Source organism: Micromonospora sp. NPDC005203 (genome assembly GCF_042872705.1).
In the GTDB taxonomy this organism is placed as follows: Bacteria; Actinomycetota; Actinomycetes; order Mycobacteriales; family Micromonosporaceae; genus Micromonospora.
Genome location: NZ_JBIAKV010000001.1, coordinates 479,191 through 505,055, shown reverse-complemented (window position 1 = coordinate 505,055; position 25,865 = coordinate 479,191). Strand labels below are relative to the sequence as shown.

Genomic DNA, 25,865 nt, shown 5'->3' with positions numbered 1-25,865 from the left:
TGAGTGACGCCATCGAGTGATCGAGGGCTTCCGCGTACCGCCTGCCTGGCTGTTTCCTGCTCCGCCTTGTCCTGGATCTGGGAGGTAGCCAATGGCGCACCAACGACGCGCGGCCTATGCCCTCGCCGCGTTGTCCGCCGCCACTTTCTGTTACGTCACCACCGAGGTGCTGCCGATCGGGTTGCTCACGCTGATCGCCCCGGACCTGGGCCGCTCCAGGTCCGAGGCCGGTCTGCTGGTGACCGGGTACGCCGTGGTGGTCATGATTGTGGCGCTCCCACTGACCCGGGTCACCCGGCGACTGCCCCGGCGCCCACTGCTCGCCGGCTCGCTCGGTGTGTTCGCCGCGGCGACGACGGTGTCGGCCTTCGCGACCTCCTACGAGGTGCTGCTCGCCGCGCGGCTGGTGTCCGCCACCACCAACGGGGTCTTCTGGGCGGTGGTGTTTCCCGTAGCGATCTCGATGTTCCCCGCGAATATCCGCGGCCGCATCGTGGCTCGACTGTCGATCGGCAACGCTCTCGGCCCGGTCCTCGGCGTACCGCTGAGCACCTGGTTGGGCGGGCAGGCCGGGTGGCGGGCCGCCTTCCTCGCGATGGCCATCCTCGGCTTCGTCACCTGCATCGCGGTCGTCCTGCTCCTGCCGAGCGGCACACCGCAAGAGGGTGCGGGCGGTCTCGGACCCCTGGCGGATCGACCCCGCTTCGTCGTGCTCCTCGTCGCCACCATCCTCGCGGTCACCGGCGCCATGGGCGCGTTCACCTACATGACCGTCTTCCTCCTCGACGTCAGCGGGTTCGCCGCCGCATCCCTCGGCCTGCTGCTCTTCGTCCAGGGCTCGTTCGGCGTCGCCGGCACCTGGGCGGTCGGCCGGGTCCTGGACCGGTTTCCGGTCGGTGTCGTACTGGGGCTGCTCGGGCTCATCACCGCCGCGATGCTCGGCCTCTACGGGGTGGGAGCGAGCAAGGCACTGACGATCCCGTTGCTCGCCGTGGCGGGGATGTCCTTCAGCTCGCTGATCGCGGGCATCCAGCACCGCATCATGCAGGTGGCCCCGTCGACCACCGACATGGCATCGGCCAGCCTCAGTGTCGCGTTCAACATCGGCCTCGCCGCCGGCTCGCTCATCGGTGCGGGCCTGCTGGCGACGTCCGGGGTACGCGTCATCCCGTTGTTCGGTGGCCTGCTGACGGCCGCGGCGTTCGCGCTGCTCGCCTGCCACGAGACGTCCCGGAGAGGGAGAAGCCGACACCGGGAAACCGGCAGTCGCCATCCCGACCTACCACCGGTCGGACAATCCGTAGTTGCTGCTTGAGTCCGTGCACCGGAGCAACTGAGTCGACGAATCCTGCACGCCCACTGGGCCCGTCCGTCATTCCGGCGCCGGCCGGCCCGTACCGCAGGGCGCGCACGAGCCCGGCGCGGAAGTCCTCCGCGCCGGGCTCGTGATATCGGCTGGGGTCAACTGGCCGCACAGATGGCCGACGCGCCCGGACCGGTGCCGGTGCCCTGGAAGCCGAAGGAGGTCGACTGTCCGGCGCCGACGCGTCCGTTGTAGCTCACGTTCGTGTACCTGATGGTGCCGCTGGTGCCGCTGGCCTGGGCGCTCCAGACGCCGGTGACCGCGGCGCCACTGGGCAGCGTGATGGTCGTGGTCCAGCCGTTGATGTCCGCGGAGCCGGCGGTGACCGTCACGCTCGCGGTGAAGCCGCCGGACCACTGGTTGACCGCCACCGACGCCGAGCAGCCGTTACCGGTCGGCGGCGGGGTGGTGGGGGGAGCCGTGGTCGGAGGCGCGGTCGTCGGCGGGGCCGTGGTGGGCGGGGCCGTGGTCGGCGGGGCCGTGGTCGGCGGCGCGGTGGTGGGCGGGTTGGGCACACCGTTGGCCAGACTGTAGGCCAGGTCGGGCTGGAACGATCCGGCCGTGTAGCGGCAGCCGTCGGCCTCCCCCGGCGGCTTCACCCAGAGGTACGCGTCGATGTTGCTGTCCCCGGTGTTTGTCGTCGGGTACTGCCCGATGCGCCGGTCGCTGTTGTCGTCACCGCACCAGTCGCCGCTGGCACCGCCGTTGCGGCTGGTGTCGATGACCTGGCGCTTGCCCGAGATGCCCATGCCGTTGAGGGCGGAGATGACCGCCCGGCCGAAGTTCGCCTCGTTGGAGGTGGAGTTGTAGTTCGACACGTTGCTGAAGAAGCCGTCGGCGTACTGCACGCCGGCCGCCCGGAGCCGGTTGGCCGTCTCACCTGCGCTGTTCCAGGTGGAGTGTCCGGCGTCGAGGTACACCTTGGCGTTGGGGTTGCCCGACTTGATGGTCCGGGTGGCCGTCGAGATCGCCTGGTTACGCGCGTTGATCTCGGCGCTGCTCAGGCACGTCAGCAGGGCGAGCGAGTCGGTTTCCAGGATGATGATGACCGTTTGGTTGCCCAGTCCCCTGGCGAAGTTGGACACCCACGTCTGGTACTGGTTGAGGTCCGGCGCCCCACCCGCGCTGGCCCCGCCGCAGTCCCGGTTGGTGATCTCGTACACCGCCAGCACCGGGATCTGCTGCGCCGCGTTGGCGGCGCCGATGAACCCGGAGACCTCGGACTGCACGGTCGAGGGGTTGAAGTTGGCGAACCAGCGGGCCTGCGGCTGACTCGCGATCTTGTCGCGGATGACGGCGGTACGTGAGTCGCCGGGGTTGGCGGCGACCCAGCGTACGACTGCCGAACTCGGGTCGCGGTAGAGCGATCCGGACAGCGTGCCCGCGGAGGCACTGCCGACGGTGAGGCAGACGCCGACAGCGGTGGCGCCCGCGACGGCCGCCAGGCTGGTGGCCACCGATCTGCGGCGGAGCGAGGAGAGGATAGCCACGACGTGTTGCCTCCTGGTCACATAGACGTTTCCAATTATGTGGGAGCGTTCCCATGGACGGTAGCGGAGGCACGCGTCGCTGCCAAGACGTGGAGACCTATCGATGCAGTACCGGGCTACTCTCGGCCGCCCGCAGCGGCGGCCACTGCCGCTCGGTCCAGGCCCGCAACACCCACTCCATCGGCCCGTACCGGAACCGCGCCATCCACGCCGCGCTGACGGCAAGCTGCACACCGTAGATCGCGACCGCGATGAGGACGACGACAGCGGGTGCGACGCTGCCGGCGAGGCCCAGACCAACGCCGGTGAACACCAGCACGCAGAGCAGCGACTGACCCAGGTAGTTCGACAGGGACATCCGGCCGGCCGGCGCGAGCACGGCGACGACCCGCCGCCCCCGGTCACTGTTGAAGAACTGGAGCAGGCTGGCCGCGTACGCCGCCGCGAGCAGAGGCGCGGTGAGCACGCTCGCCGTCAGACCGGTCAGGTTGGCGGTGCCCCCGCCCGAGGCGAAGATCACGCCACCGGCCAGGCCGATCGGATAGCCCACCTGCTGCACCCGGCGCAGGAGCTGCCGGTTCTCGCCGATGGTGGCGAGTAGCTTGCGCCGCCCGGCCAGGTAACCGAAGAGGAAGGCCGAGAAGGCGAGCGGCCCCTGCACGAGGAGCGCACCGAACATCGCCGGCAGTTGGCGTACGTGCTCGGCGATCACCGAGCCGAATCCGCCCTGCAGCGCCTCGGTCGACCGCTGCCCAGCGACGAGTGCCGTCGCCGGATCGGTGACCAGCTGCACCCCGCCCGTGGCGGCGAGCGCGAGGACGAAGCCGATCCCGCCGGTCACCAGTACGGCGGTGCGCAGCGCGGTCCCGACGGCGACTCGCCGCATGGCGAGCAGGATCAGCCCGAGCAATGCGTACGTGGTCAGGATGTCGCCGTGGAACAGGAGCACCGCGTGCAGGATTCCGAGCACGAAGAGCCCGGCCAGCCGTCGCCGGAATCGTGGGGCGAAATCGACGTTGCGCCGTGCGGCGGAGTCGAGCTGGAGTGTGAAGCTGTAGCCGAACAAAAAGGAGAAGAGCAGGTACGCCTTCATCGCGAAGAGCATTTCGACCAGCCACCGAACCGCCTGGTCGCCCCACGAGTCGTGGGCGGGATCGGGAATCAGCTGGAAGGAATAGCCGTCGGCGAAGTAGGCGATGTTGACGATCAGGATGAGGAGCAGCGCCACGGCGCGCAAAGCGTCGACGTCGACGATCCGGGACGGTCTACCGGACGAGGCTCGATTCCCGGCGAGCGGGTCTTCGATGGAAGGATTCATTGGCCGCCTCCGAGCGACAGGAGTTGTGGTGGAGGACTCTCCTGCAACGCTAGGAAATGGACTGTCCAGTTGACAGCCGGTGAGCGGCAGGGCTGCCGGTGGGGCAGGCCCTACCCAGGCCCTCTCTCCGGCCGCAACCTGCCGGACACGGCATTGACATCTTTCACTGTGCGATCTAGCGTCAGGGCGAATTGGTTCGACGTTTAGCCGGGTGCTCTGGCACCGCCGAGCGGTAGACCGCTGGTGTTCGGGCACCCACGATCTCCGTCGCCGACGATTCATCGACCAACTGGTCCCGCGTGGGCGGGAGGCCAACCGCGGGAGCCTGTGGCGATGAGCCGGCAGGGCGCCGTGGGCACAGCGAGTCCTCTGGCTTCCGTTCGTCACGGCAGTGGTCGGCGGGGGCGATCGGGAGTGACGCGTGGTAGCGGTGCGGGTGTCGCTGTGGACCCCTGCGCCTGAGTCAGTTCGTGTCGAGTGGCAGGAGCCCCATCATGACAAGACGTAGACCCATCCTTGGTCTTCTGGCAACGGCCGCGGCTGTCGTCGTGACCGTGAGCGCGGGGGCACTGGCCGGCGGCCTGGGCACCACCGCGTCGGCCGCGGACATCGCCCCGGCCGCGGCGACCGCCGGGTGCGGCAAGGCACCCACGTTGACGAGCGGTCAGCGGTCCATCCAGAGCAGCGGCCAGAACCGTAGTTTCATCCTGCGGATCCCGGACAACTACGACCGGAACCACCCGTACCGGTTGATCTTCGGATTCCACTGGAACGGCGGCACCGCGAACGACGTCGACGGTGGCGGGTCCGACGGGGCGGCCTGGTCCTACTACGGGCTGCGGCAGCAGGCGAACAACAGCACCATTTTCGTCGCCCCCCAGGGCAACGGCAACGGCTGGGCCAACCCGAACGGCCAGGACGTCACCTTCGTCGACAACATGATCAGCCTGATCGAGGCGGACCTGTGCGTCGACACGACGCAACTCTTCGCGCTCGGCTTCAGTTACGGCGGAGGCATGAGCTACTCGCTTGCCTGCTCCCGGGCGACCGTCTTCCGCGCCGTCGCGGTCTACTCCGGCGGACAGCTCAGCGGGTGCAGCGGCGGTACCCAGCCGATCGCGTACATGGGAATCCACGGCCTCGGGGACTCGGTGCTCAACATCTCCGCCGGACGGTCCCTGCGGGACAGGTTCGTCCGGAACAATGGGTGCACCGCACAGAACCCACCAGAGCCGAGGGCGGGCAGCCTGACCCACACCACGACCACCTACTCCGGCTGCCGATCCGGCTATCCGGTGGTGTGGGCGGCCTTCGACGGCGGGCACACCCCCGGTCCGGTGGACGGCGGCGGCGACAGTGGAGCCAGGACCTGGACCAAGGGCGAAGTGTGGAGGTTCTTCACCCAGTTCGGTAGCACCGACCCGACACCGACCCCGACCCCGACCACGTCGCCCACCTCCAGCCCGACCACCCCGCCACCGGGCGGCACGTCGGCCCTGCGCAACGTGGCCTCCGGACGGTGCCTGGACGTCAACGGCGCCGCGCAGGCCAACGGCGCGGCGGCGATCATCTGGGACTGCCACGGTCAGAGCAACCAGAGCTGGACCGCGACCGCCGCCGGGGAGCTGCGCGTCTTCGGCGGCAAGTGTCTCGACGTCAACGGCGCCGGCACCGCGAACGGCAGCTCGGTGATCATTTGGGACTGCAACGGCCAGTCCAACCAGCGGTGGTCGGTCAACGCCAACGGCTCGATCACCGGCGTTGGTTCGGGCCGCTGCCTGGACGTGGTCAGCAACGGTACGGCCAACGGCACGCGCATCCAGATCTGGGACTGCAACGGCGGGGCCAACCAACGATGGAGCCGCAGCTGAACCCGGCGACCGTCGCGGGAGGGCAACGGTAGTCCCCGGGCCGCCGACCTTCGTCACAGGGGATCCGCGGCCGACCGATCGGCGTCCGCACTCGTACCCGTTCATCATGGCTGCCGGCCGCTCACCTGAGCGGCCGGCAGTCATCGGTGGCCGCGACGGTGGGGGTCGACTGGCCGCGCCGCCGGCAGACCATGTCGGCGCATCCGCTGGTTGCCTATGCTCGACGGGTGACGGACAACGATCAGGCTGTGCTGGCCGGGATGCTCGAGTCGGCCGAGGAGGCCGCTCCGGTCGAGGCGGTCGAGGCGGTCACCGGCACCGTCGCCAGGGCCTTGGGCGCGCTCGGCGTCTCGCTGCTCATCGCCGACCTCAGCGGCCGGGCACTGGTCCGGCTGGCCCAACGGACGACCATCGGCCGCCCCGATCGGCGTGAGGGCACGGAGACCGCCGAGGTCTTCCCCTTCGACGGCGGGCCCTACGAGCGGGCACTGCGCCAGCAGACCACCCTGGTGCTTCCGGGAGACGGCCACTGGACGGTGCTCGCACCCGTCACCGAGCGCGGCGAGGCCATCGGCCTGCTGGAGATCGACCTGCCCGACGAGCCGGCCACCGACACGGTCGCGGAGATCGCCCGCACCGCGCACGCGCTGGCGTTCGTGGTCATCGCCAACCGCCGGCACACCGACCTGTTCGAATGGGGGCAACGCAGCACCCCGTTCACGCTCTCCGCCGAGATCCAACGCCGCCTGCTGCCTGCCTCGTTCACCTGCGAGGCCGGCTCATTCGCGCTCTCCGGCTGGCTGGAGCCTGCCGCCAGCATCGGCGGGGACACCTTCGACTACAGCGTTGCCCGCCACGTGCTGCACGTCAGCGTCACCGACGCGATGGGCCACGGCGTGGCCAGCGCGCTGACCGCCACCCTCGGCGTGGGTAGCCTGCGTAACACCCGCCGCCGCGGCGACAGCCTGGTCCAACAGGCCGAGGAGGCCAACCGGGCCGTCGCCGAGCACGCCAACGTACGCGGCGCCTACCTGACCGCCGTGCTGGGCCGCATCGACCTGACGACCGGGCGCTGCGAGTTGCTCAACGCCGGGCACGTTCCGCCGATGCTGGTCCAGGACGGCCGGGCCGCGCCGCTGGACCTGCCCGCCAACTTCCCGCTGGGCATGTTTCCCGAGGAGGGCTACCGCAGCGGTGCGATTTCCCTGCTGCCCGGTGACCGGCTGGTCATCGTCACCGACGGGGTGCGTGAACGCAACGCCGCCGACCTGGACCTGCCCGCCGCCCTGCTCGGCATCTCCCACCTGCATCCACGCGAGGCGGTCCGGGCGCTGTCCGACGCGGTGCTGGCAGTCGCCGGGCCGGTCCTGGCCGACGACGCGACCCTGCTCATCATCGACTGGTACGGGGGCGCGGGATCGCGGTCGAGCACCGCCGGCGCGGACACCTCCCGCGCCAGCACCCTCCCCTAGCGAGGGCGGTCACGACACCACCCGTCCCGCTTCCTCGGCTTCGTCCACCGTGTCGAAGACGTCGATGACCCGGTCGACCGAGGTGATCGACAACACTGTGCGCACCGAGCGACCGACCCCGGCCAGGGCGATCGAACCGCCCCGCTCCCGCAGGTCCTTGTAGGCGACCACGAGTGCGCCCAGGCCACTGGAGTCCATGAAACCGACGCCGGTCAGGTCGACCACCACCACCTGGACCCCGCTCTCCGCCAGCAGGCGCAACTGATCCCTCAGCTCGGGCGTGGTGCTCATGTCCAGGTCGCCGGCGACCTCCACCACGGTGCCGATCCGCCCCTGCCGCGTCGACAGCGTAAAGTCCACGTAACCCCCTCGATACCGCCGTCACCGGCACCCGGCAACACGTCGCGCCGTACTCACGGTGCCAGAAACTGGCCACGATCGCTCGTCGACGCCGGGGCGCTACCGCGCGGGGCGGCCGGGGAGGGCGAAGGATCGGTACGGTGGAGCGCATGATCCTGCCCCCCAGTCGCACGAACGCTGAGGCGCACCTCTACATGGACCTGCGGCCCTGCTCCTGCGGGGAGACGCGGTTTCCCCGGCAGAGCGCGGTCGTGGCGCTCGAGGACGGCGACCTGGCCGCCCGCTACACCGGCGCCTGTCCCACCTGCGGCCAGCCACGCGAATTCATCTTCCGGCTGCCGGCCGAGCCCGCCGTGGCTCCCGCGGGTGGTTTCCGCTACGGCGGGGACGAGCCGTCGCAACTACTCGATCCCGGCGAGTGGCTTCGGGTCGCCGACGGGTACGCCAGGTCGGTGCCGGCAGAGGTGGCGAACGGGGACGCGGGGCAGGGTGCCCGCGCCACGCTGATCCGGGCCGTCGCGGCCCTGGACGAGGTGCTCAAGTTCGTCCCGCCCGGCGAGGACGTGGTGCCCGCCGCCGCCTTCACCAGCGAGCAGGGACGCGATCTGCACCGCCGGGAGCCGGGCCGCTTCCGGCGCGACCGGCTCGCCGCGGTCCGCGCCGCGTACGCCGGGATGCTGCCGCAGGCGGTCTGAGTCGGGCGACGCACGACCGGGACAGCAGCCCCTCAGGCCCGCCAGGTCCTGGATGCGGCTGTCCTCACCGGCGGGCCTCGTCCAGGCAGGCGGCGTTCGCGCCGACCAGCAGGGGCAGCGCGGCCAGGAACTCACGCAGCACGTGCCGAGGGTCGTGCTCGCGGGTGTCCGTCACCTCGGCCTGCGCGCCGGCGTCGGCGAAGACCTGAGAGACGTCCCACAGGCTGGCGCCCACGCTGCTCCACTGCCACAGGTCGTGCGTTAGCGCCGGCACCCGCAGCACCGGGGCGGTGCCGAAGAGACCGATGCCGTAGCGCAGCGGATCGTCCGGAGTGTTGCCCAGCGACACCATCAGCGGATGCACCCGATGTGCACGGGCGAAGTCCTCCACGTCCGGCGCGTCCGGCGCGGTCTCCACCAGCAGGCCGTCCTCCAGGAACTCCGCGACGATCCGGTCCGGGTCGGCCACGCCGAGCTGCCTGGCCGCTTCGACGACCGCGGCCCGGTCCCAGGTCGCCTCGGGCCGGTCGATGGGGCGGTGCGCCGCGGCCCAGACCGCGAAGGCCTGTGGGTCCTCGATGGTCACCGAGAGGCGGCCGACGCTCAGCGAGTGGTACTTCGTCGGCGCGCCGACGGCCGGGTGGAACTCCCCGGTGTATCGCCCTACCGGCAGGATCAGCGGAGCGGCCATCGCGGGGTTCCTCGTCGTGTCGGTCACGGCAGCGGCTCCAGGTAGACGACGCTGGCCGTGAGCAGGAGGTGGGCGGTGCGGAGGAACGAGGTGAGCAGACGTTCCGGGTCGACCAGGTCCGGTTCGGTGCCGCCGGCCTCCCGCTCCTCGTCGGCGAGCGCCTGGCACATCGTCCACAGGCTCTCCCCGGACGGGCACCGCTCCCACAGGTCGTAGACCGTGCGGGTGACGCTCACCACCGGGTGCTCGAAGAAGCCGATCGACCAGAGCCAGGGTTGCTCGGCGCTGTTGCCCAACCCGAGCATGCGGGCGCCGACCCGGTGCCGGCGAGCGAACTCCACCGCCTCGCCGGGGGCGACCTCGACGGCCAGCCCTTCGGCCAGCAGCCCGTGCAGCAGCGACGCACTGTCGACGCCGGGCAGTTGGCTCGCCGCCGCTTCGGACGCCGCCGGCACCGTCCAGGGCTGCTCGGCCGGTCGGTCGCCGGTGCCGTGCGCCAGCGCCCACAGGGTGAAACGCTTGTCGTCCAGCTCCCACACCTCGTCGCCGAGGCGGACCCGGTGATAACGCTCGGCCGAACCGGCCACCGGGTGGAAGGTGCCGAAGAACTGCCCGACCGGCAGCAGCACGGCCTGCGCGGGCTGCGTCGTGGTCATCGCGGCTGGTCCTCGTGCTGGGAGTGGCCGGCCTCACCGGGCCAGATCAGTTGCGGCGGAGGCAGGTCGGGCAGCTCGATCGGGGTCAGCTTGCCCAGGAAACGGCCGATCGAGCGGGCGATCGGGATGAGATGCCGTTCACGCGCGGCAGCACCCGCGGGACCTGTCGGCCCGCCCAGGGCGGTGTCCGGCAGGAAGTAGACACCCTCCCGTTCCTCGTCGCGCTCGCGCAGCGTGAGCACCAGGAGACCGCCGGAGAGGTTCGCGATGACCAGCAGGTCCGGCGACAGCCAGGGATCCCGGTGTACGCGCTGCGCGTGCACCAGGTCGAACGGGGGGTACTGCGGGTGGACGCCGAGCAGGGGGCGTTCCGGGATGAGCGCGAACGGCAGGCCGGGGACGTGATGCTCGACCTCGGACTGCGCCCCGTTGTTCTCCCGCAGCCAGTCGCGATAGTCGGCAGGCAACGAGGTGCCGAGTTCGGCTTCCACCGCGCGGAGCTGCGCCTCGTCGAGCTGACCGTACGGCCGCAGCTGCATCCCCTTCCAGACGTGGCCGGTTGGTGGCGTCATCACCTCGTTCTCGTCGACCCGTCGGACGGTCACCCGCCACTCGTCCGCGTTTTTCATGTCGACGTCCGCGAAGCGCCAGGTCTCGTCGCCCACCGGGAAGGTCTCGCCCAGGGCGACCTCGTAGTGGGGGGACTCCTCGTCCCAGAGGGGCATCACGATGATCTCCGCCCGGACCGGGGGGCCCTCGTCGATCCACCGAACGCCGAGCCGGGCCGGCCCGATGTCCGACGGCACGTTTCTGCGGATGGACATCACGTCCGTGTAGGAGCGCAACGGCTCTCCTCCCAGCTCTCTCTTCGGCACGGTCACCCGTCCAGCATGTCGTGCAACGTCGCCTCGTCGGGCAGCGCGAAGCCGAGCACCTCACGCGCGATCCGCTCGGCCTCGGCCCGGCCGACCGGCAGCGAGCCACCCTGGCCGGGCGGTGCCCCGCCCACCGTCCAGTGGGCTGAGCGCTGCCCCTGCTCGGACGGCTCGACGACCCCCAGGCCACCCACCGTACCGTCGACCGCGAGCAGGGCGTAGTACACGATGACGTACCTCGACTCCTCGAGATGGGTCCGTCCGAGGCTGTGTCGGCGGGGGACGTGCTCCGGCGACGTCGGCGAGTACGGCGGCACCGGTGGAAGGTGCGACGGAAGCTTCGGCGGAGGTGGCAGCGGAAGCGGCGGTGGAGGTGGGAGTGGAGGTGCCCCGCCAGCTCCGGAAGTCGCAACTGGCGGGGCCTGCTGCGGCTCCAGGTAGGCGAATTCCGGGTCCATCAGATCGAGGAACTCCCGCACCGTCATCGGCGTCGGGTGGTCCACGTTCCATGGGTTGCGCAGCTGCACCTGACCGTTGCTGACCGCCACCATCTCGTAGGCATGTCCGGCAATGAGCCCGTGTGGAAGTCTCTTGCGGATCGCCAGCGGGTAGCGATCCTCCGGCTTGGTGCCGGTGATCACCGGACTACCGGCGGCCAGTAGTGCGGCCAGCCGGGCCTCGACGGCGGCCTCCCGCCCGGGTGTTCTGTCGAACATCGCGGCACGGCTCGGCACTCCGGTGAGCTGGGTGAGAAGCTCGGCCTGCATCCGCGGGCGACTGCCGACGTTCAGCCGGGCGTAGCCGGTCGGCGCCGCCACGTGCGGATCCTCTCGGCTGTGCCACGAACGCCAGTCGCGCTGCCACTGCACGTGCCGCTCGGCGCTCCACGTCCGGTCCACCGCGGCGAGCGCCTTCTCCAGCACCGACGCCCAGGAGCTGCCGTTCGCGTACTGATCGGCGTAGGCGCTCACGCCGTCGTAGCCGGACCGAAGCGGCACGTCCGGGTGCACGGTGATCCGCAGTCGCCGGCCCGTCGGGTTGATCGCGTTACCGAGCAGGGTGCTCTCGTGCAGCAGCACGTCGACGGTGCCGTCGGGGTTGGGCTGGAAGAGCTGGGCGATCGCGTCGGGCCGGTACGCGGCGACGGCGGCCGCGCTGGCCAGCATCCCGCAGTCCCCGAGCAAGCCCTGCCGCACCTGCTCGCGGCGAGGCGGTCCGTCGAAGAGCGGCGCCGGTTGCCCGGTCCGCGCGTCGCGCGCCTGGCCGTACTCGGGGAGGACCTGGTCCTCTTCCGGGGTCGGCAGCGTGACGCGGTCGGCGACCACCGCGGTCTCGTGGGCCGTGACCGTCGCTTCGACCTCCACGTCCAGCGGCGGCGCGCCGGGCACCAACGAGTGCAACGCCCGGGCAAGTACGTCCGGCACCAGGGCCAGCACCCGGGCAGTCGTCAGGTAGTGGAAGTCGTGCGTGCTCAGCACCGCCACGGCGGCAGGGTTCGTGCCGTGCTCGGCTCGGTACGCGACCCGGGTGCGAACCCGATCCTCGGCCAGCAGCGACTGCCGCCCCACCTCCGTACCCAGGTCGAAGGCGGCCGTCGACTCCGCCAGTTTCATCTCCGGTACGCCGTCGAGCACGTACGGGCGCAGGTCGAACCGGCCGGTCAGGTCGACGTACACGCCCTCGGCGGCGATCCTGTCGGCGAGCTGCGGAGCCGCCTGCCGGATCTGGTTCAGCTGAGCCGGCGGCAGGCCGATGATCTGCCCGGCGCAGGCCGGCATCCGCGGCAGGCTCGACTGTGCCTGCTCGCCCTGAATGGCCAGCTCTCGCAGCCGGGCATCCACCACGTCGGCCGCAGGCACCGTGAAGTCCGGCGCCAGCCGGGACCGGTAGTCGATCGCGCGGAAGCGCTCGACGAGGCTCGACGGAGCACCGCGGAGCACTCCGGCGATCGAGTCCGGGCTCACCAGCGGCACGCTCAACTGCATCAGTTGAATGGCCACGTCGCCGGGGAGGACGCCCCAGCGGGCATGCGAGTCCGGGGTGCCCAGGCGCAGCCCGAGGTGCTCGGCCAGGGCGTCGATCTCGGCCCGGAGGGTGAGCCGGGCCGCCGGATCCGCGCCGGCGTACGACGCGGCGAGGACCCGCAGCTCGGCCAGCCGGCCCTGGTCCTGGGCGGTCAGGCCGGCGGGGTCGATCGGCCCGTCGCGGTGGTCCACGTCCAGCTGACCGACCAGCGCCTGGCCGGCGTCGTGCAGCGCCACCAACTCCGCCACCTCGTGCGCCAGCGCGCGGGTGACCGCGGCGTCAGTCGCCCGGTCCGACACGGTGAGTGTGAACGAGCCGTCGAGGTGCCGCACCGTCTGGGCCACCGCCCCGTCGGCGAGCGGGCCGGCCGCCACCCGCACCGACAGCGGGTCCAGGCCGCTCACCCGCACCTCGAAACGATCCGCGGTGACCGCGACGATCTGGTGGGCCCGTACGGCCGCCGTCACCGTGGGCAGCGCGGCCCGGGCCGCATCCACCACCGCCACGGCGTCGGCCGCCGGCCGACCCAACCCGTTGAACGACGAGCCCGGCACCGCCGGGGTCGCGGTACGGGCCAGCTCGACGTGCGCGAACCAGGGGCTCATCAGGTCGAGGAAGGCGCGCACCGGCATCGGTGTGGGGTGGCTGCTGTTCCAGGGGTTACGCAGCTGCACCTCACCGTTGGCGACACCAACCACCTCGTAGGCGTGTCCGGCGTACAGGCCGTGTGGAAGCTTCCCGGTCGGGTACGTCGACGCCGATCGCGTGCCGGTGATCACCGGACTGCCGGCTGCCAACAGCTCCGCCAGCCGCGCCTCGGCGACGGCCTCCTGACCGGGCGTGGTGTCCAGCTGGTTGACCGACGTCGGCAGGCCGGTCAGTTGGCTGAGCAGCTCCGCCTGCGCCAACCGCGAGCTGCCGTTGTCGAGTCGCGCGTAGCCGAGCGGGGCAGCCTGGGTGTCGTTCACGCCGGGTTGGTTGGTCCACTGCCGCTGCCACTGGTCGTGGCGGTCCTGCGTCCACGTCCGGTCGACCGCGGCGATTGCCTTCTCCAGCAGCGACGCCCAGGCCACGCCCACCGTCGACTGGTCCGCGTACGCCGTCCGGCCGTTCGGGCCAGGTCGCGTCGGCCCGTCCGGGCCGGGTTGCAGCGGCACGTCCGGTTGGACGGTGATTCGCAGCCGCCGCCCGGTCGGCGTCACCGACGAGCCGGGCAGGCTGGTCTCGTGCAGCAGCACGTCCACCGTGCCGTCCGAGTTGACGTGGAACACGTCGGCGAGCGCGGCGGGCACCTGGCCGGCCACCGCGCCGATCACCGCGATCATGCCGCAGTCGCCGAGCATGCCCTGCTGCACGTCCTCGCGCTTGGGCGGCCCGTCGAACAGCGGCGGCGGCTGGCCGGTCCGGCCGTCGAGCGCCGGCCCGTACACCACGCCCTGTTTGCCCGCCTCCGCGGCCGGCAGGGTGACCCGGTCGGCGACCACGGCGGTCTCGGCCGGGCCTACGGCGACTGTGGTCTCCGCGGCCGTCGCCCCGGCGATCGGGCTGAACCCGCGCAGCACCTGGGTCAGCGCGTCCGGCACCAGACCCATCACCCGACCCGCGCCCAGGTAGTGGAAGTCGTGGGTGGTGAGCAGCGAGACTGGCTGGCCGCTGGTGAGGCCGCGCAACGTGGCGCGTGCCCGGACCCGGTCCTCGACCAGCAGCGACTGCCGGCCATCCGGCGTCCCCAGGTCGAACGCCGGCCGGGCGTCACCCAGGCTGATCTCGGGCTGGCTGTCCACCGCGTAGGGTCGCAGGTCGAACTGACCGGTCAGGTCGACGTACACGCCCTGGGCGGCGACCTGGTCGGCGAGTTGCGGATCCACCTGTCGGATCAGGTCCAGCTGCGCTGGGAGCATGGCGATGATCTGCCCTGCGTACGCAGGCATCCGCGGCAGGCTGGTCTGGGCCTGCTCACCCTGCACCGCCAGCTCGCGCAGCCTCGCGTCGAGCTCGGTGGTCGCCGGCACCTGGAAGTCCGGGGCAAGCCGGGCCCGGTAGTCGATCATCCGGAACCGCTCGACGTCGGTGAGCGTCGGGCTGCCCTTGAGCACCGCGGCGACCGCTTCGGGTGTCACCGACGGCACGCTCAGTCGCATCAGGTGCGCCAACGCGTCAGGCGGTAGGGCAGCCCATCGCGCGCGTGCGGCCGGATCACCCACGCGCAGGCCGAGATGGTCGACGAGGGCGTCGATCTCGGCCCGCACGGCGAGGCGGGTGGCCTGGTCGCCAGTCTCGTACTCGGCGGCGAGCTGGCGGATCTCGGCCATCCGACCCCGGTCGTGCGCGGTGAGCCCGGCCGGGTCGATCAGCCCTTCGACGTTGCCCGGGTCGAGCGGCCCGACCAGGGCCTGCCCGGCCTCGTGCAGGGCCACCAGTTCCGCGACCTCGTGCGCGAGCGCCCGGGCGACCACTCCGTCCACGGCCCGGTCCGAGACGGTCACGGTGAACGACCCGTCCGGGTTGCGCGTCGACTGGGCCACCACCCCGTCGGTCAGGGGGCCGACGGTCAGTTGCACCCGCAGCGGATTCAGGCCGGCGGCGCGTACCTCGAAGGTGTCCGGCCCGACCGCGGTGATCTCGTTCACCCCGGCGAACGGGGCTACCTGCGGCATCGCGGCGCGGGCGGTGTCCAGCACCGCGGCCGGGTCGGCCGTCGGCCGCCCCAGACCGTGGAAGTCCGAGTTCGGTACGGCCGCCGCAGTGATCCGCCCCGAGTCGGTGCCGGGGTCGCCGTTGCCGGCCGGGTCCGTGGGATTGTCCGGGTTGCCGCCGCTCTCCGGGTCGGTCGCGGCCGGGTTGGTCGCGGCCGGGTCGGTCGCGGCCGGGTCGGTCGCGGCCGGGTCGGTCGCGGCCGGGTCGGTCGCGGCCGGGTCGGTCGCGGCCGGGTCGGCCCGACCATTGTCGGCGGTGCCCAGGAGGCGGGACAGCAGGCCGTTGCGGCGGTGGGTCTCCGCCAGCCGCTCGGCCAACCGGTCGGTGGCCACCTCGGCGGCGGCCAGACGGCCCTCGACCCGGTCGGCCGCCTGTTCCAGCTCGGCGACCGGCTCGTTCAGTCGATCAATGACCTGGTCGACCCGATTCGCGGCATCCCGGGCATCGCTACGCCCGTCGAAGCGGGTCCGCACATCGTCGGCGGCGAGGCCCTGCCGCTTGGCGTGCCACTTCGCCAACCCGATCACCGGCGCGGCGGCTACTGCGGCGATGGGGATCACCGGTGCCAGCGGACTGGCCACCGCGAACGCGATCGCGGTCGCCGCTCCGGCGGTCGCGGCGGTGGTCAGCACGCTCGACACGAGGTAGGTCCGCAGTCGGGGAATGCCCGCGGGACGAGCGTCCTCGGCGGATCGCCGCTCGCCCCGGAGCGTCCGGAGCTGCCGCGCCCGGCCCGAGCGGTCGCCACCGAACTCGGCAACCACCTGCTGGGCCTCGGGGGGTAGTTGCGCGACCCGGTCCGGCGCCCCGAGCATGCCCTCCCGCAGACCCAGCCGGTCGATCACCGCGTGCAGCTCGCGCAACGCCGGCTTGAGAGAAACCCGATCAGCGGTCCGCACGTGGTGCGCGGCCGTCTGCACCTCCCAGGCGTCCGCCCTGCTCAGCGGGTCCGGACCGATCCCTTCCTGGTTCTGGTCCGGGGTGGTGGCCGCCGAATCCGGGGTTCCGGTGGCGGCTGCCGGGTCGACCCCCGCCGTGGTGTCGGTCGAACCGGGCGTGGTGGTGCCGGTGCCGGTCTCCGGAGGTGTGGTGCCGGGGGCGGTGGTGCGCCCCTGCGCCAGCCGCTCCAGGGTCTCGTTCATCTCGTCGAGGTGCCGCGACGCCGCGTCGAGCTGACCGGCGGCGTCGGTCAGGGTGGTCGTCGACGGGCCGGCGAGCCCGGCCACCCGTGTCGTCGGGTCCGTCGCCGGGTTGGGGTGGGCCAGGTCCCAGGTCCGCCGAGCGTCCTTGATCCGAGCCTCGACCCGCTTGAGCAGCAGGTCGCGGAGCGGACTCAGGAGCCCACCGGCCAGCATGTTGCCCGGCCCGGCTCCGGCGGCGACCTGAAGGGCCTGGGCCACCCCGACCGTCGTACCGGCCTGAATCAGTGGCCCGGGTGTCTGCTCGACCGCGTACACCCCGATGCTCGGCACGTTGCTCGGCCGTGCGTCGCTGTCCGTCGCCTGTGCCGGCGTGCGGGTGAGCCGCTGCTTCGCCCGGTCGGTCAGGCCCGGACGCCCGTGCCGCTCCACCACCGGCCGCAGCTCGGCCGGCACCAGCTCACGGCGCTGGTCCACGCCCGGCGTACCCTCGCGCAGGCCGAGCTGGTCGACCAGGACCCGCAGTTGCCGGGCCACCGACGCGCGGGCCATCGGACCCGCGGCCTCGTGCCGTGCGGCGAGCTCGGCAAGCCGTTGCAGGGAAGGCGTGGGTGGATCGGCCGACGGAGCCGCAGCCGGACCGGCCGACGTCGCCGGGTCGGTCGACTGACGCGGCGCAGGGATGTTGGCGTTCGGCGGGGCCAGCCCGGCCCAGGCCGGATTGCCCAAGAGCAGATTGCGGAACGAGTCGGCGACACCGTTGCGTCGCTGCGACTCGGCGAGCCGGCGTTCCAGGTCGGCGAGGCGCTGCCTGAGGTCGACCGTGCGTTGCACGACGTCCGCGGCGCGGGCGTCCACCGCACTGATCGGGTCGACGAGCGCCTCGGCAGCCTGCGACAGCAGCGCCTCCGCCGGCAGCGCCGGATGGTCCACGTCCCAGGTGTCCCGGGCGTCCTTGGCAGCGGCCTCCTTGCGGGCGACCACCGGGTCGACCGCCACGCCGGTCGCCGCTGCGGCGAGCGCGCCCGCGATGCCGGACCAGCCGAGTTGCAGCTGGCCGAGGATGTCACCGACCCCCACGATGGTGGCGGCCGTCAGCAGGTTCGGGGCGTTCTCCGTCACCGACATCCACCACGGCGCGACCTTGCCCGGCCGCTGACCATCGGCCGGGTGGCGGTCGATCACGGCCCGGGCCCGGTCCCGCACCGCCGCCGTCCGCGAACCACCGAACCGGTCGACGAGCGGCCGTACGTCGGCCGGCACCAGGTCCCGGCGCTGCTGGACACCGGGCGTCCCCTGTCGCAGCCCGAGGCTGTCCAGCAGCGCCCTGATCTCCCGGCCGGTGCCGGGCCGCGTCCATGGACGCGCTCCGTCGTGACGGGCCGCGAGAGCGCGCAACTCGGCAAGCCGCCCCTGCTCGTGCGGGGTCAGCCCGACCTGCGAGGGACCGCCCTGGCCGTCGGTCGACGTCGTACCGTTGCCGGGGTCCCGGCCGGTCGCCGCCGATGGGTCTCCGCCGACCGCCGGGAGCCGGCGGGGCCGGCCCATCAGCCGATGCCGGCGCTCGCCCTGCCGCAACTGCTCCTGGACGGCCGCGAGCTGCTCACCGAGCCCGGTCACCGCCTCGCCCAGCTCCTGGACCGCCGGGCTCGCGTCCCCGGTCTGGGCCGCGAGCGCCTCGGCGGTGGTGGTGTCCGTCTCCGCGGCGGTACGCGCGTCCTGGCGGGTGTCGTACCGCGCCCGCCGGTCTTCGGCAGCCAGACCGGACCGCTTCGCCAGCCACTTCGCCGGACCGGTGGCGACGGCTCCGACGACCGCGCCGGCGCCCAGCATCAGGGCGACCTCCGGCCGCCCACCGGCATCCAGGGTGAGCTTCGTCGCCAGCGCGACCAGGATCGAGTTCACGGTGAGATGCGTGACCAGGTACGTCCTCATCCGCGGCAGGCCGACCGGGCGCCCGTTCGCCTCGGCGGCGCGGCGGTCGGCTCGCACCCGGGAACGCTCGCTCGTCCGCGTCGAACGTAGGCTGGTCGCGTCGGCCAACGCGGCCCGCACGTCGGCAGGCAGGGCGGCCATCTTCTGCTCGGAACCGAGCATCCCGTCACGCAGACCCAACCGGTCCACGATGGCGGACAACTCGCGCCGCACCGCCGCCCGGGACGACGGGTTGGCGGTCCGGACCTGGTGCGCGGCCGTCACCAGCTCGGCCACGTCGGCGCGGCTGAGCGGTGTCACGACCGGTGCGCCGTCCGCCAGTGGCTGACCGACGGCGGCCAGTTCGGCCACCTCGTGGGCCACCGCACGATCTATCACCGCGTCGGCCGCCCGGTCGGAGACCGTCACCACGGCCGTACCGTCGGTGTCGAACGCGCTGGCCGCGACCGCGCGGTCGGCCACCGGCCCGCTGTTCACCCGGAGGTTGAACTGGCTACCGTCAGCGCGGGTGACCTGGTACGTCCCGTCGGCCAGGGCGGTCACGGCCTGCACACCGGCGTGCGCGGCCACACCGGGTAGCGCGGTCCGCGCCCGGTCCAGGACGGCATCGGGATCGGCCTGCGCCCGTCCCTCGCCATGGAAGGCCGTGCCGGGCAACGCGCTCGCGGTGATCGGCCCGTCGGTCGCCACGTTTCCGTCGGTGGACGCGTCGGTGCTGCCCGGGGTCGCCGGCTGCGCGGTGTCGGTGTCGGTGTCGACGGCCGGCACGGTCGTGTCAGTGTCGGTGTCGGTGTCGGTGTTGACGGCCGGCGCGCTCGTGTCGGTGTCGGCGTCGGTTGGGGTCAGTCCGGCTGGGCCAGTTTCGGCCACACCTGCCGGCCGGTTACCCGACCCTCCCGGCGTGCCGCCGCGTACCGCTTCATCACCAGGGGTGGCGGCAGGCTGGAATGGGCCGTCACCACTCCCGTCTCGTCGATGATGAAGACCCCCTGGCCCAGATGCCTGCCCTGCGCTCGTTGCTGTGGCGAGAGGGTCTCCTGTGCCGCCCAGCCGAACTCGAACGGAATCACCGCCACCGGGTTGCTGGTCCCCAGTAGGCGGGTTATCAGTTGCCTGGCTTCCTCTTTGGTCATAGCCATCGCTCGGCTCCACCTCCATCGACCATAGGTCGTACGTCCCATCAACGTAGTCGCCGGGCAGCGCCTCCGAGGTGGTGTCGCCGCTCTGCGGATCCCACCAGACCGGCCCGTCCGCACCCTCCGGAAACACGATCAGGAAGGCGTGTTGCGCGGCCCCGAGCACGTTGCCGTCTTCGTCGAGCGCGGGTTCACCGGTGTCTTCGTCGAACGCGAGCCACTCGACGACCACGACCGCCGCTGCCCCCGGGCCGGCGTCCCGGATCCGCTGGTAGAGCTCTGCGTACCGCTCGGCAACTGCTGCAGCGCGTTCTGCGGGAGCCGACGGCATCGCATCGCTGTCGCCGGTCCACTCGCCGCCGATCCAACTCTCCACCCGGCCGAAGCCGTCCAGCTCACCGGTCTCAGTGTCGAAGGAGCCATCTTCGAGCTGGTCCGGCCAGCGCGGAAGGGCCACCTGGGGATCGCCCAGGAAGCTAGCCAGCGCAGCCAGAGAGCAATCGATGCAGTTGTTGCTCCGGCCAGGCTGGCCAGGCCCACCGTCGTTGATCAGCTGGCCGTACGGGTGGGCGGACGGATCGCTGAGGACGGCGTACCCGTCGGGAGTCAACAGGCTGTCGGCAACATCGTCCTGGAATTGCGGATCCTCGAGCTGCGTCAGCTCGTCCGGCCCGAAACGCCTGGTGTCCGGCATCGGCCAGCCCCGCATGTCCGGGTAACCCTCGGCCTGGTCGTCCCCGGACAGATCTTCGACGGTCTGCTCGCCGGCCGTCTCCTCGGCCAACGCGTCGCCAACGGTCAGGTCCCCTGGCGGCAGATCTCCGTCAACTCCGCTTCCGTCGGCAGCGGGACCGTCGTGAAGTGGGCCGTCTCCCTCTCGGCCGTGGCCCGGTCGACCGCTCTTGTCAGATGGCGTTCCGGATTCGCGTACAGGATCGCCGTCGCCACGTCCGGCCTGAAGGTCCACGCTCTGGGTGGTCGGTCCCAGATCACGGCCTTCGTCGGTCCGCTGCTCCGGAGCAGCGCGATCAGGTTGACTGGCACTTCCGGACTGTCCGGGCGGAACAACAGGTGGTACCGGAAGGTCGGTTCGGGCATCAGTGCTCCCCAGGGAGGCGGGATCGAAGCCGGGCAGGTCGGAGGCGTCCAACCCGCGCTCGGCGAGGGCTTCCTGGAATGTACGGCCCTGTGCGGCCAACTCGGCGGCGTACTCCTGCATGAGGTCCGCTTGGGCCGTCTTGCCAGCCCAGGCCGCGAAGCTCGTGTTCTTCGGCGCACCGAATCGCTCCGGCCGACTGTCCGTGCCCCCGGGCATGGACGCTGCCGCACCGTTCGCTTTGTTGATCGCCAAGATGTCGAGGTACGCGTGGACCTGCGCAACGGCAGGTGAGGCGGGATCCCGCATCACCTCGTACGGTCCGTGGGTCTGCTTGCCGATCGCGTAACTGGTCGCGGTCGGGAACTGCAGCTCGAAGGTACGGCCGTTCGGGGACACCAGCGTGCAGTTCAGTCCGAAGAACCGGTTACCGGGATGCCAGAAGTTCTTCAGGTCGGTGACCTGATAGCCGTTGGCCTCCATACTGCTAAGTAGTTGGTCAACCGCAGGACCGTAAGACTCGGACTCCGGACCGCGAACCGAGAAACGCACGATGTCGTTGACTGTTTGCAGCGCGCTGTCCAGGTCATGACCCATTGGCTCAAGTTCGGTGCGGAACTTGCGGGCGAGCGATTCCGCAGCCTTGACCCGGTGCTCCTCGCCCAGCGTCTGCAGCGCATTCTCGCCGGTAAGTCCGAGTTGCTCGTTCACCTCGGCAGCGACGCCCCGCATGTCGGCGAGGATCTGGTCGGCATCCTGCTGAGCGGCAGCGACGGCCTGGGCCAACGTCGTCTGGTCGGCGTCGGACAACCCGCTCAGGTAGTCGCTGTCTGTCGTGCCCGTCTGGTCCGGCGCGGCCGAGGGGTCGTTGGCGCTGACCTCGGAGTTCGGACCCGCCGGTGCGGTGGAGTGCGGCGGCACCGGGTCAGCGGCCGGCGCGTCGGTGCCGGTCCGGTCGACTGCCGGCGTGATCGGGTCACCCTCGGCGTCAAGCGTGATCGACCAGACGTTGTCGACATCGACGCTGTGGATCGGGTCCGTGTCGGAGACCTCTCCCGTCTGCGCGTCGACCCAGACGATCGTGCCCTCGTGGTTCACCGCGTTCCAGGTGTGCGCCCGGCCGTCGGCGTCCGCGGGTGCGGTGATGATGAGGGCAGCCGAGCCGTGACCGGCCTCCCGCAGAGCAGCAGCGACGTCGGCCAACCCGGCCGGTCCGGTGCCACGGTGGCTGAATGGGGTGCGCAACGCCTGTTCCTGCCGGGCGGTGCTGTTGCTCTCGACGCTCCCCGGGTCCGCCACGGCCGCTGCCACCTCGGGCCGGCCGAACCAGGTGGACAGGAAGGAGAGCCCCGCGTCGGCGCAGTTCCGGGCCCGGCCGGAAACCGTTGGGCCGCCGTCGTTGAGCAGGCGCGCCCATATGCCCTTGGTGGGATCGGGGTGCACTTCCGGGCGGCCGGTGCCCGGGTCGCGGGGCACGGCATCGTCGAGCGTCTGCTGGTCGGCCGGGTCCGGCGGGACCAGGCCCTGGGGGTCCCCGTACGGACGAGCGTCGCTCAGCGGTCGCCCGGTGCCCACCACCCCGGGGACCGATGGCTGGTAGTTCGCTGGCGACCGCTCCGGATCTTCGATCGCCTTGATGTCGAACTGCGGCAGGAAATGCCTACAGGATCGACACGGCGGACGATAGTGGCCCAGGTCGTACTCTATGCCTTCCTCGAGAGCAGGCTTGATCTGATGGGTGACGATTCTTGCGCCTTTGAGACCATCTGACGCGTACTGCTCGAAGGTGCTCGGCTCACCGGCCTCCCGCCACTGCTGTTCGAGCCGGTAGAGCTGGTCCGATACCAGGGCGACCTCGGCGCAGTTGCCGTGGCCAGCGCCTTTTCCGGTGCCCAAGGCCACCTTGGTCCGAGCGAGTGCGGCCTGAGCGAGCGGGTGCACCGCCGGCTGGGTGGCCGGCTTGGTGCTCTTATTGCCCTGCATGCTGGTGTGGGTGGTGATGTCGCCGTTCGGCATCATCAGCGCGCCCGCCATGCCGGGCATCTTGGTCTTGGAGATCGTCTTGGCCTTGATGGCTGTCCGGACTGTCTCGGCCAACGTCCGGGACGCCTCGATGAGCATGCGCTCAGCGTCTGGGCCGTTCGGGTCACCGGGGACGGTGATCGGATCGAGGTGCCAGCTGTGGGTGCCGTTTCCGGTCGGGCCCCTGGAACGCTTCAGCGTCGCCGGGTCCACCGTCCCGGTGTTGGCAGTTGGCCCGGTCGGAGTATCGGTGGTCGGGCCGGTGGTGCTGGTAGACGCCGGGACGACAATCACCACGCCGTCGCCTGGAGTCCGCTGGGCGGGAACCGGGTCGGCCGCCGGGTCGGTGTTGGCGTCCGGGTCGGCCGCCGGGTCTGGCGTGTTCGACGGGTTGGCGTCACCGCTCGTCGCCGGAACGGCCGGCGCGGCGTCCGGCCGAGTCGACCCATCGGGAGCGGCGTCCGGCCGAGTCGACCCATCCGGAGCGGCGTCCGGCCGAGTCGACCCATCCGGCGCGGCGTCCGGCCGAGTCGACCCATCCGGCGCGGCGGCAACGTCCGTGGGCCCAACCCCGACAACAGGGGTACGCCCGTCGGGCCGTCCCGACGGACTGGCCTCGCTGGTGCCGGGCTGGTTGGTCTCCGCTTGCTGCACCGGGGTGCCCGGCTGGTTCGTCGTGCCCTGAGTGGTGCTGCCGTCCGGCACGGTGTTTGTCGTCGGGGCACCTGTCGAGGGCGTGGTGGCGGGGCTGAGCGAGATGGAGCCGGCCGAGTTCGCCACCGTCGGGTTGACCGTCGGAGTCGGGCGGCCGGTGGTCGGCTGGGTGTTCGTGCCCGTGTTGGTCGCCGGGGTGGTCTGGGGACCCGTCGTGGTCTGGCTGCTCGTGCCGGTGGCAGGAGCGTTCGTGGTGGGCGCATTCGTGGTGGGCGCATTCGTGGTAGCAGCCGGTTGCGCGGTCGTCGGTGCCGGCGACCCGGCTACCGCCGGGTTCGTGGCGGTGCCACCCGTGACCGGTGCCGACGGCACGGTGCCTGGCGCAGGTGCGGCGGCTGCGGGGGTGCCCACCGTGGTGCCGGGTACGACCGCGGGTGCGTGGTCGCTGGAGAGCGGGTCTTTCGCGGAGTCCGACCTCGTGTCACCCGGTACGGAGCTGTCGGTGACCCGCGACGGCGAGCTATCCACCGTCGAACCCGACGAGGGTCCAGCGGAACTGCTCTGGTTGGTCGTGGACGAGTCGACCTGGGGGCCGCCGGTGGTCGAGGTGTCAGACCGTGCGTTGCCACCACCGGACGTGTCGCCGTCGGCGTCACGAGCCGAGCTGCCGGAATCCACGCCTGCGTTCGTGTCCGCTGCGGGAGGAGCAGTGGTTTTGGTGTCGGGTCCGGCGCCCGGGGCGGCGCTGGCGTCGGAGTCTGTCCCCGCACCGGAACTGACGTCGGCGGCGGCCTGGTCGGCAACCGGACCAGCGGCGGGCGCCTCGGCGGCGACCGGAGTCCCGGTGGCCGGTGAACCGGCGGTCGCGGCCGGATCGGTGCCCTGACCGGTGCCCGTGCCCGACGGGTCGGACGTGTCCGCGACCGGCAGAGCGCCGGCATCGGCGGTCGGTGGGGCGAGTGAGATCGATCCGGACCCGGTGCTCGGCGCGTTGCTCGGACCGGCGTCAGCGCTGCCGTCGCCCTGGCTGCTGTCGCTCGAACCGCTGCCCGAACCCGAGCCGGAACCACTACTCGATCCCGAGCCCGAACCACCATCCGCACCCGAACCACTGCCCGAACCCGAACCACTCCCGGAACCGCTGCCCGAGCCCGTGCCATTGCCCGTGCCGCCGAGGTTGCCGAGGTCCGCTTCGCCGACGGTCGGATCTCCGGTGCCCGTGCCGGTGCCGTTGCCGGTCCCGTTGCCCGTCGCGGCAGCGGGGTCGAAGCCAGCGAGCCGGTTGTGCAGATTCGCCAGCTTGGCACCAGCGTTGCCGCCCGCCAAGGTGGCACCGCCGCGACCGGCACCGCTGGTGAAGCCACCGAGGAACGCCTCACCCCCGGGCATGCCCCACTGACCGGACATGGTGCCGTTGGCCAGGACGCTGGCGGCTGGTGAGATGACGGCGTTCTGCGCACCGGCCGCGAGCGAGTTGCCGCCCCAGCGGACGACCCCGGCGCCACGGAAGTTCATCGCGGGCGGGCTGAACGAGAACGGCATCCGCGGTGCCACATTGTTACGGGCGAAGCGGGTCCCGGCGTTCAGGCCGGTGCCGAGGACCGCGCCGAAGGCGCCGCCGACGCCCGCGGTGGCGGTGCGGCGGACGTCCCACTCCGTCCGCGTGCCGTTCTTCATCTGGTAGGCCTGAGCGCCGATGTCGATGATGAGTTCCTCACCGACCTCCTCGGCGAGTTCGTGGGCGAAGCGTCGCCCGGCGTTGCGCAGCGTCTCGCTGGTGACCCGCCGGGTGATCTGGGTGCCTGCGGTGCGCAGGGCCGCCTGCATCCCGGCGCGGGTGAGGAGTTGCCGGCCCATCTGCGCGATCAGCCGCCGGAACGCGATGGTCACGGCATGCCGCCCGGCGGCGAGGATGCCCGGAATCGCTCCGGCCGAGACCCCACCCAACCAGGCCATCAGCAGCGCCACGAAGACCGCGATCACGGTGATGATGACGGCGATGAGGACTGTCAGTTTGGCGTACTCGATCTCCATGGCCGCGTTGTCGCAACCGCTGGCGAAGGCCGACGCGGCCTCCTGCATGAGCGGCAGGCCGGAGCCCGGATCAACGCCGATCTGGTTCCAGAGCTGCCCGAATGCGCCGCCGGCGCCGCCACCCCAGTTCTGGAGGATCTTCATGGCGGCCGGGTCTGCGTCGCCGAGGGCATCGCCTATCGCTTTGGCGAGGCCCTCCCACGCATCGGCGAGGTCGCGCATGCGGTCCTCGTCGCCGGTCGGCCAGGCCTCACCGGCGCTGGCCCAGCAGACGGCGTCCCAGACCCACGTGTAGTCGCCGAGCAAGCCCCTGGGATTTGGTACCGCCACCCGCTC

The 25,865-nt window shown here is 71.6% G+C and carries 11 protein-coding genes; 4 read left to right on the top strand and 7 right to left on the bottom strand.

Annotation, left to right across the window (positions count from 1 at the left end):
• Positions 1–91 precede the first annotated feature (91 nt).
• Positions 92–1,315, top strand: a complete 1,224-nt coding sequence (locus ACFYPM_RS02400; protein WP_387190390.1) for an MFS transporter — start codon at positions 92–94, stop codon at positions 1,313–1,315.
• Positions 1,316–1,461: 146 nt separating this feature from the next.
• On the opposite strand, the gene ACFYPM_RS02395 is transcribed toward ACFYPM_RS02400, so the two are convergent.
• Both ACFYPM_RS02395 and ACFYPM_RS02390 read right to left on the bottom strand, forming a co-directional pair.
• Positions 1,462–2,853 (bottom strand): glycoside hydrolase family 6 protein, encoded by a 1,392-nt coding sequence (locus tag ACFYPM_RS02395; RefSeq protein WP_387190388.1) that lies wholly within the window; start codon positions 2,851–2,853, stop codon positions 1,462–1,464.
• Positions 2,854–2,950: 97 nt separating this feature from the next.
• Positions 2,951–4,171, bottom strand: coding sequence for a DUF418 domain-containing protein (locus ACFYPM_RS02390; protein ID WP_387190386.1), 1,221 nt, complete (start codon positions 4,169–4,171; stop codon positions 2,951–2,953).
• A gap of 494 nt (positions 4,172–4,665) precedes the next feature.
• Between ACFYPM_RS02390 and ACFYPM_RS02385 the strand changes: the two genes are divergently transcribed.
• The gene (locus ACFYPM_RS02385; protein ID WP_387190385.1) at positions 4,666–6,042 is read left to right on the top strand and encodes a lectin; all 1,377 of its coding nucleotides are present in this window, start codon (positions 4,666–4,668) and stop codon (positions 6,040–6,042) included.
• Between the two features lie 227 nt (positions 6,043–6,269).
• Complete coding sequence (locus ACFYPM_RS02380) at positions 6,270–7,514, top strand: PP2C family protein-serine/threonine phosphatase (RefSeq protein ID WP_387190383.1); 1,245 nt, start codon at positions 6,270–6,272, stop codon at positions 7,512–7,514.
• Positions 7,515–7,523: 9 nt separating this feature from the next.
• Here ACFYPM_RS02380 and ACFYPM_RS02375 read toward each other — a convergent pair whose 3' ends face one another.
• Positions 7,524–7,874 carry an STAS domain-containing protein gene (locus ACFYPM_RS02375; protein ID WP_387190380.1) on the bottom strand — a complete coding sequence of 117 codons (351 nt, stop codon included), beginning with the start codon at positions 7,872–7,874 and terminating at the stop codon, positions 7,524–7,526.
• A gap of 149 nt (positions 7,875–8,023) precedes the next feature.
• On the opposite strand from ACFYPM_RS02375, the gene ACFYPM_RS02370 reads away from it, so the two are divergent.
• Positions 8,024–8,569, top strand: a complete 546-nt coding sequence (locus ACFYPM_RS02370) for a hypothetical protein (protein WP_387190377.1) — start codon at positions 8,024–8,026, stop codon at positions 8,567–8,569.
• Positions 8,570–8,633: 64 nt separating this feature from the next.
• On the opposite strand, the gene ACFYPM_RS02365 is transcribed toward ACFYPM_RS02370, so the two are convergent.
• From ACFYPM_RS02365 to ACFYPM_RS02350, 4 genes are read right to left on the bottom strand one after another with little or no spacing between them, the layout of a single operon-like run.
• Positions 8,634–9,260 (bottom strand): hypothetical protein, encoded by a 627-nt coding sequence (locus tag ACFYPM_RS02365; protein ID WP_387190375.1) that lies wholly within the window; start codon positions 9,258–9,260, stop codon positions 8,634–8,636.
• A 23-nt stretch (positions 9,261–9,283) separates the two neighbouring features.
• A complete protein-coding gene (locus ACFYPM_RS02360; protein WP_387190373.1) occupies positions 9,284–9,916 on the bottom strand; it encodes a hypothetical protein in 633 nt (210 codons plus the stop codon).
• Positions 9,913–10,797: a DUF6406 domain-containing protein gene (locus tag ACFYPM_RS02355; protein ID WP_387190371.1), complete on the bottom strand. Its 885-nt coding sequence runs from the start codon at positions 10,795–10,797 to the stop codon at positions 9,913–9,915. Before ACFYPM_RS02355 ends, ACFYPM_RS02360 begins: the two co-directional genes overlap by 4 nt.
• A complete protein-coding gene (locus tag ACFYPM_RS02350) occupies positions 10,794–25,859 on the bottom strand; it encodes a toxin glutamine deamidase domain-containing protein (protein ID WP_387190369.1) in 15,066 nt (5,021 codons plus the stop codon). Before ACFYPM_RS02350 ends, ACFYPM_RS02355 begins: the two co-directional genes overlap by 4 nt.
• Positions 25,860–25,865: the final 6 nt, after the last annotated feature.